Raw genomic sequence first — 6,571 nt, forward strand, 5'->3', positions numbered from 1 at the left:
ACAAGAGCAAAGCACGTTTTAATTAATGACCTTATGTACAATCACACCAATCGCCAAATTAAAAACCATACAAATAGAAGTCACCACCAAAAGCTATTCCAGCTTGGTAACCATTATTATCAGCGATTTTTAGACTGGTGAAAGAGCCGCCATTATTAAGCATCCACCCAGGTACGCCGCCTGTATCGTATTCCGCAGACAAACCTGAGACTTGCAAGCCGAAACGCGCATCATTGAAACCGCTGGATTCCCGCGTACTGTTATCATAGCTTCCTCCGGTTCCAGGAAAATGCGTTTTCAACGCCGGCATCGCTTTCATGTATGCAACAGTACAAGGGGAGGTGCCGTAGCCTTCTGGCATTAAGCAGGCTCCACCGCTATCAACAAAACTCCCGTACACAGGCACCATGTTTCCGGTATTATTCGATGAGTCTCCAGAGTCGTAAGCACCCAGCCAAGATTCGTAACTTGAACCCGACGAGATTGCATCGCCCAAAGTGGCAGCATCCAGCATCAAACCATTAACAGCCAGAGAAGCCCAGCCCGCTTTCCAAACCAGCCACTCCCCTTTACAGCTGCCAGCCCCATCGCAACCGCCACCACCAGGCAAATTCCAGTTTGTTGCAGAATAAATTCCGGAAGCCCCAGCATCACCGCGATTTGCAAGCTGCCATGCCAGACGACAGTTCATGTTGCCCAAGTCAGAAGGTCCACCACAAGAAGATAGGCCTTGCCCTGTGGTGGAAGGATCGTCAGTTCTAACGGAGTTATAGTAGTACTCTATAGAAACCATGACGCCTTCTTGACCTGTTATAGCTCCCATTTCCTGCTCTTCCAATGCCTCCATTGCATGGCCTAGGACAGGAAAAGCCAAACTTGTCGACATCAAAACAGCCGTTAGAACGCCCAGCAATGCTGTATGTAAAAATTTTCTACGAACAAAGATAGCATCAGGATCGATCTTCATTAGTTTCCGGCCCCCAACGATGTGATTTTCATATGCTGGATTAGCATACCCTCGATGCGTGAAATACCAAGGTTGGTCACCGTGTTTGTCGGTGCTGTCACGGCAGCATTCGTACCGCCTACAAAATATATTCCGTTTGTCGCGTCATTGGGCCCAGGCAACCCTGCACCAGTACCAATATCGACCCCACTCCAATCACCCCAGCGAACATAGCCATGAGTATCAGGGTTAGGATCAGCTATCGAATCATCCGATGCCAAGTCACAAATTCCTCCCTGCTCCTTGCAATAGAAATGATTATAAACATTTGAAACATCTGGAATTCGAGTCAGTTCAATCGAAAAGTTGCCATTCTGAACAGGATTGGCAAGTTCGTTTCCATTTTCATCGTATCTACTAACGCCACTAAAAGTCAGCGCCTGATAATGAAGGGTCCCCAAAGGAATGAAGGCATCCACATTCCTGAAATACATTCCTTCCTGATTATTGAAATTCGGAACATAATGAAGCTGATCAGGTGAGCCACCTGCTTGCCGAACGGAAAAACGAAAATCCCCTGACAACGCGCTATCGTAAGTCACACCAAAGGTTTGATCAGCTGTATTTGTTGTGTACATCCAGCGTTGTACCGCACGACGGGGCCCCTCCTGACGAGCACTATAAGAGTCGGTCTCCCTATCCCATATGTCCCCTTTTGATATCGGTTTGCCAAGAATAATGGTTTGGCTTTGCAGAAAATCGGCGCCGCCACTGCCAACAACAGAATTGTTATCTGTGCCCGAGGCAGCAGGATTGCCAGTTGGATTTTCAGTTGCATGATAACGGTTAACTTCCAACTCACCCCAGAAAGCCCAACGCCAGGGATCAGAATTTGCAGGGCCACGAAACTCAAGCACACTTGGCATTACTTTACCGCCGATACCCGTTGATGAGCCGGGAGTTCCTGCTGGCTCATCAAGCCAGCCACCATCGTAATTGTAACCTTGATATTCAAATACACGCAGCATGAAAGGGTCATAAACTGATGCAAAGGCATCAACCCCAAAATCCCCATCACCGACACCCATGGGGCAGCTTAAACTCGTTACCGTTGCTCCCTGACTAGCAGAATTCCCACACCCGCCCCCTCCGGAGTTACTTGAATACCAGTCTGTTCCATAAAAATAGTTACCGCTTCCGTTGGTTTTACTGGACCCTGCACTTGTCATGGACAAGCCATAGTAACGGGCGTCGCCTCGGCGCCATCCGAAATTATTATAAGCATCAGAGGTCGGTTGTGACCCCGTTAACTCTACAAAGCTGGTTGGAGCCATCCGGAAACTAAAATCATCGAATACAAATGCTAAACCGGCACCGGTAACGTTGGCCATTTGCTCTTCTTCCATTTCCACCAAAGCATTTACCGAGGGAGCCGCCAGCAGTAAAGGGAGCATTAGTGAGAAGCCGAGAGCGGGCATTCCTTGCGTGCAGATTTCTACTGTAGTTTTGGCAGGGAAACCCCATTTAATACATCGGGACATTTTTTTTATCGTTTGCATGGTCATTTGCTTCTTGCTCCTCAAAAGCATCACAGCCCTGAACCCGGTGTAGGGGTTGTAAGAGTGATGGAGGAATAGACGGTAGCAGAAGGAATTACGGCCGTACCCAGTGTATTTTCACCCAGCATCAAATTGGCCTTAAAGTCCTGCCCCATTGATACAGGACCACCGTTGTTATAACGACTTACGTCCAGACCACTAAAGCCTTCTGTAACCCTTCCCGCGGCTGCACGACCAATCAGCATATTATTAGCGATTATGAGCTTCGGCTTGCCATCACCATCTTCATCATCAGCTCGGATATCGATAATGCCATTATCGAAAGCGATATCGCCTTCTACATTGGCAAAGCGCCAGACTACATCCGGGCGACCGGGCTCACCCAAGCTAAGGTAAGCTCCATAACCGTTTGGGTTACCAATGCCACCCTCCGTCCCCTCATTGCCCAAGACATTATTTAGTGAGCCGAACCGAGCTGCGGCGCTATAACCTAGATAATTTTTCGCGCTATTCAGCGGGCCGGTATACTGCCCTGCTTCTGCGGCCGCCCAAGTGTCATTGGGATTGGAAGGCGAGAACCTTACGTTGAGCGCGCCTTCCATATTGAAGTCAAGCAAGGCACCTTGAACAATGCGCGGGCCAATCCCGTAGCTGCCATTATCGTCCGGCAGGATGCCACCACCAAAGGTAGCCTTGTAGTTGAAACGAGTGGACGGCGATGCCAGATCAAGGCCACCACTATAGTAATCCATGTCGTTAGTGCCAGACTGTTCTTTAAGCATGATGCGGGTATCATTAGCGGCCAGCAAAAAACTGGTATCCAGGAAACCAATACCCATAGCATTACGAGGGGTTTCACCATAACCACCCGAACCAGCATCTAAACCATTAATATTAGTGTCAGCAATCATCAGATGGGTGCCATGATCCCAGTTGGAGCCTTGGCGCAACGGATCATCCTCATCAAAGGTCTGAGACATAAGCATCAGATCTGCAACAATACCGCTGTCTTGGTCGTAACTATTCCCGCCGGGATAGAGATAGATGCTGGCGTCAACATTGGCCAAGGCATAGATCAGCCCCCAGTCAAGATTTCTTTCTTTAGCCGGTATTAGATCGCCATTTCCGTCACGCTCCAAAAAGCGCACATTCCGCGAGAAGGCTTGCAGCTGGGCATCGCGCATGTAGATGGCCAGGCCACCGGTGGAGTTTGCGCCGCTGTGCTCCATGGCTGCGGTGTAGCTGCCATTACTGTAAGCACTACCGATATGGCCCGGGGTCAGGTTGATAAACTGACTGCTGTTGCCGGCACAGGTCGCTGCCGGGCCATTGTAGGCAAAGCCCCAGCAAAAGCCCCCTGCCCCTTGATCGCCATTGATAGCGTCCAGCGCGATCAACGGGAAGTGGAACGATGCCGGCTTGATGTGCAGATTATTGGCGTAGGGGTAATCAAAGCCATCATCAGCAATAGTTTCGTCACCGTAGGTGCGCTTGCCCCATAAGGTCCAGTTACCGAGCTCAAAGTTGATACGGGATTTGTCCTGACCGCTCGCACAGGTGCCACCCGGGCAGACATCCGAGGTTTCCCCCAGGCGCCAGCGGAATTCCAGATTCAGGTCGCCGATTTGTGCGGCTTCGGCACGGTCGACGAATTCCCAGCCCCCGCCAAAGTGCAAGCCGCCGGATTTGTTGGCCATGTCGTAGATGACATGACTGCCATACTCTGACGCAAGCGTTTCTGTGCCGTACCATGTACCGCCCGGACGCCAGTAAAGCTCTACATCCTTCGCGCTGCCCAACCAACCAAAGTGCATAACACCACGGCTTTTATCCGTGATCACAAAATCCTGCGATTCACCATGAATGCCCGGATCTTTATAAAGGTACTCGAAATCCAGGGCCAATTTAATTACATCGGCTTGGGTTAGCCTAGTGACGGCCTCGTTCTCTCCTGGTGTGGCAGGATTATCCACTGGGGCATTAGCCCAATCACCGCCGTAACCCGTGCGCCAGATGAAGCCGTCCTCATCAATACCCAAAGTGCCTTCAGTCATTTCCCACATGGCATGAAAGTCGTGCATGACCATTTCGGGCTCATAAGTGCTAGGGTCAGAGTTGGTGGTAATGACCTGTTTGTAGAACAGGTTGGCGTATTCCACCTGGTTCGTATGCGGGTTCAAGCCCCCGACTTCGCCTTTCAGGTAGCCTTTATCGTAATCGGCATCGAACAGACCACGATTGCGGAAGGTCATGCGCATGGAGGTATCCAATGCCCAAGAGCCGAAAGAGCGACTTTGTGCAGTAGAGGATTGGGAAGTGGGGACGCGTAATGCCGCAGCCTCCAGCCGAATGCGGTTAACGCCCATGTAAAATTGCATGAGCGGGTCGGCTCCCGTAGAGCCAAAATCCAGTTTGGTAGTGAGAATGGCCGGGCCGCCACCCAAGGTTGCACCCGTCAGATCGACTTTGCGGGCCTTGACGGTATCGAGCTGAAGGGTTGCCTTGTAGGCTTCTTCCGCTGTCGATATTCCACCGCTCTTGTCAGCATCGAAGCCATCCACATCGGTAGTCCAGCCCGCTGATGTTGCCTCCCATCCCGCATCAGGCGTTTGAACAACCACGGTAATGCCGTCCCGGCCAGATACTTCAGACATGGAATCATCGCTCATGGCCGTCAGGCCGTAAGCAGACAAGGGATGAGCCAATACGGCCGCGCCCAGCAATAATCCTGTATAGAACGTATTTCGACGCACTGTGACCCCATGATTGTTGTTATTAGCCTTTGCCGAGGCGTGAACGATATGGTCAGGGCTTACGATATTTAGTCACAAGGCTACACAGCGCCAAACCTTATGGCAACACTTGTTAACGAAAACACTACACAGTATCTTTATTATTAATCCATAAATATCAGCAGCTTATGCAAGATAAACAGACTATTTACCAGGCCTATGCATGCTTGTACTCTTTACCCAGAAAACAGCTTGTTACCAAAGTGCACAAACGGCACCGGAATATTCCGATTGGATATGTTTCATTCAGCTTGACGCTCAAGGCTGATGATCCCTGCTCAAGAGCAACTGGATAAGAAACCAGGGTTGCCGTAGTCGGAGAAGGACCGCTTATGGATCTGGTGTTTGGTGCAGGGAACCAAGGTGGCTATGTAGTGGTCAACTAATACCGGACAGTGATTTAGGTTTTTCCTCGGCCACCGCAGGGGCGATTCCGCTGTTGTAGCTGTGAGGCCTGTGGTGATTGTAGTAACCCATCAGATAGTCACCGATATCTTTCTTTGCTTCAGGCAAGTTGCGGTAGCCCATTGTCGGCACCCATTCTGACTTCAGGCTACGGAACAGCCTTTCCATTGGCGCATTATCCCAGCAGTTGCCCCGCCGGCTCATGCTTTGCTGCATCCGATAGCGCCACAACCGCTGCCGGAACATGCGACTGGCATATTGGCCGCCCTGATCCGAGTGGAACATGACTTTCTCAGGCTGACCTCGTTGCTCCCAGGCATGATCCAGGGCCTTCACCACCAGATCTGCATCCGGGTGGCTGGAGATGGCCCAGCCCACAACTCGCCGGGCGTAGAGATCCAGCACGACAGCTAGGTAACTCCAGCCTTTCCCCGTCCAGATATAGGTGATATCTCCACACCACACCTGATTCGGGGCTGCCACCGTAAACTCTCGATCCAGATGGTTCGGTATATCGGGCCGCTCTACTGTCGCCTGCTTGTAAGCATGAGGCCCGGGCTGCTTGCAGATCAGCCCGAGTTCACGCATAAGACTGCGTACCTTGAAACGGCCAATTTCCTCCCCCTGCTCATTGAGGAGCCCTTGTATCGTACGGCTTCCCGCCGAACTGCGACTCTGATTGAACAAGCGGTTCACTTTGGCTTTCAAGGCCACCCTCTCCACATCAATACGACGGCACCGCTTACGATGTTCGTAGTAACAGGAACGATGCACATTAAACGCTGAACAGACCAATTCCACAGGCTCTTGCTCACTTAACTGGTCAATCAGCGCGTACGATTCCAGTCGTCCGACATCAAGAGAGCAGT

The 6,571-nt window shown here is 51.0% G+C and carries 4 protein-coding genes; all 4 read right to left on the reverse strand.

Annotated features, from left to right (window positions below; genetic code table 11):
• Positions 1 to 58: 58 nt before the first annotated feature.
• Positions 59 to 967: a hypothetical protein gene (locus tag COA55_RS08125; protein ID WP_156496708.1), complete on the reverse strand. Its 909-nt coding sequence runs from the start codon at positions 965 to 967 to the stop codon at positions 59 to 61.
• The gene (locus COA55_RS08130; RefSeq protein ID WP_156496709.1) at positions 967 to 2,511 is read right to left on the reverse strand and encodes a hypothetical protein; all 1,545 of its coding nucleotides are present in this window, start codon (positions 2,509 to 2,511) and stop codon (positions 967 to 969) included. Before COA55_RS08130 ends, COA55_RS08125 begins: the two co-directional genes overlap by 1 nt.
• A gap of 23 nt (positions 2,512 to 2,534) precedes the next feature.
• Complete coding sequence (locus tag COA55_RS08135; protein ID WP_290501400.1) at positions 2,535 to 5,258, reverse strand: hypothetical protein; 2,724 nt, start codon at positions 5,256 to 5,258, stop codon at positions 2,535 to 2,537.
• Between the two features lie 417 nt (positions 5,259 to 5,675).
• Positions 5,676 to 6,571, reverse strand: an 896-nt coding sequence (locus tag COA55_RS08140) for an IS3 family transposase (RefSeq protein WP_290501402.1), incomplete at its 5' end; no start/stop codon positions are given.

The sequence above is a fragment of the Alcanivorax sp. genome (assembly GCF_002733835.1).
Classification (GTDB): Bacteria; Pseudomonadota; Gammaproteobacteria; order Pseudomonadales; family Alcanivoracaceae; genus Alcanivorax.

Coding starts and splice junctions, on each gene's coding strand:
- COA55_RS08125 (WP_156496708.1), bottom strand. CDS start 967: ATGAAGATCGATCCTGATGCTATCTTTGTTCGTAGAAAATTTTTACAT.
- COA55_RS08130 (WP_156496709.1), bottom strand. CDS start 2,511: ATGACCATGCAAACGATAAAAAAAATGTCCCGATGTATTAAATGGGGT.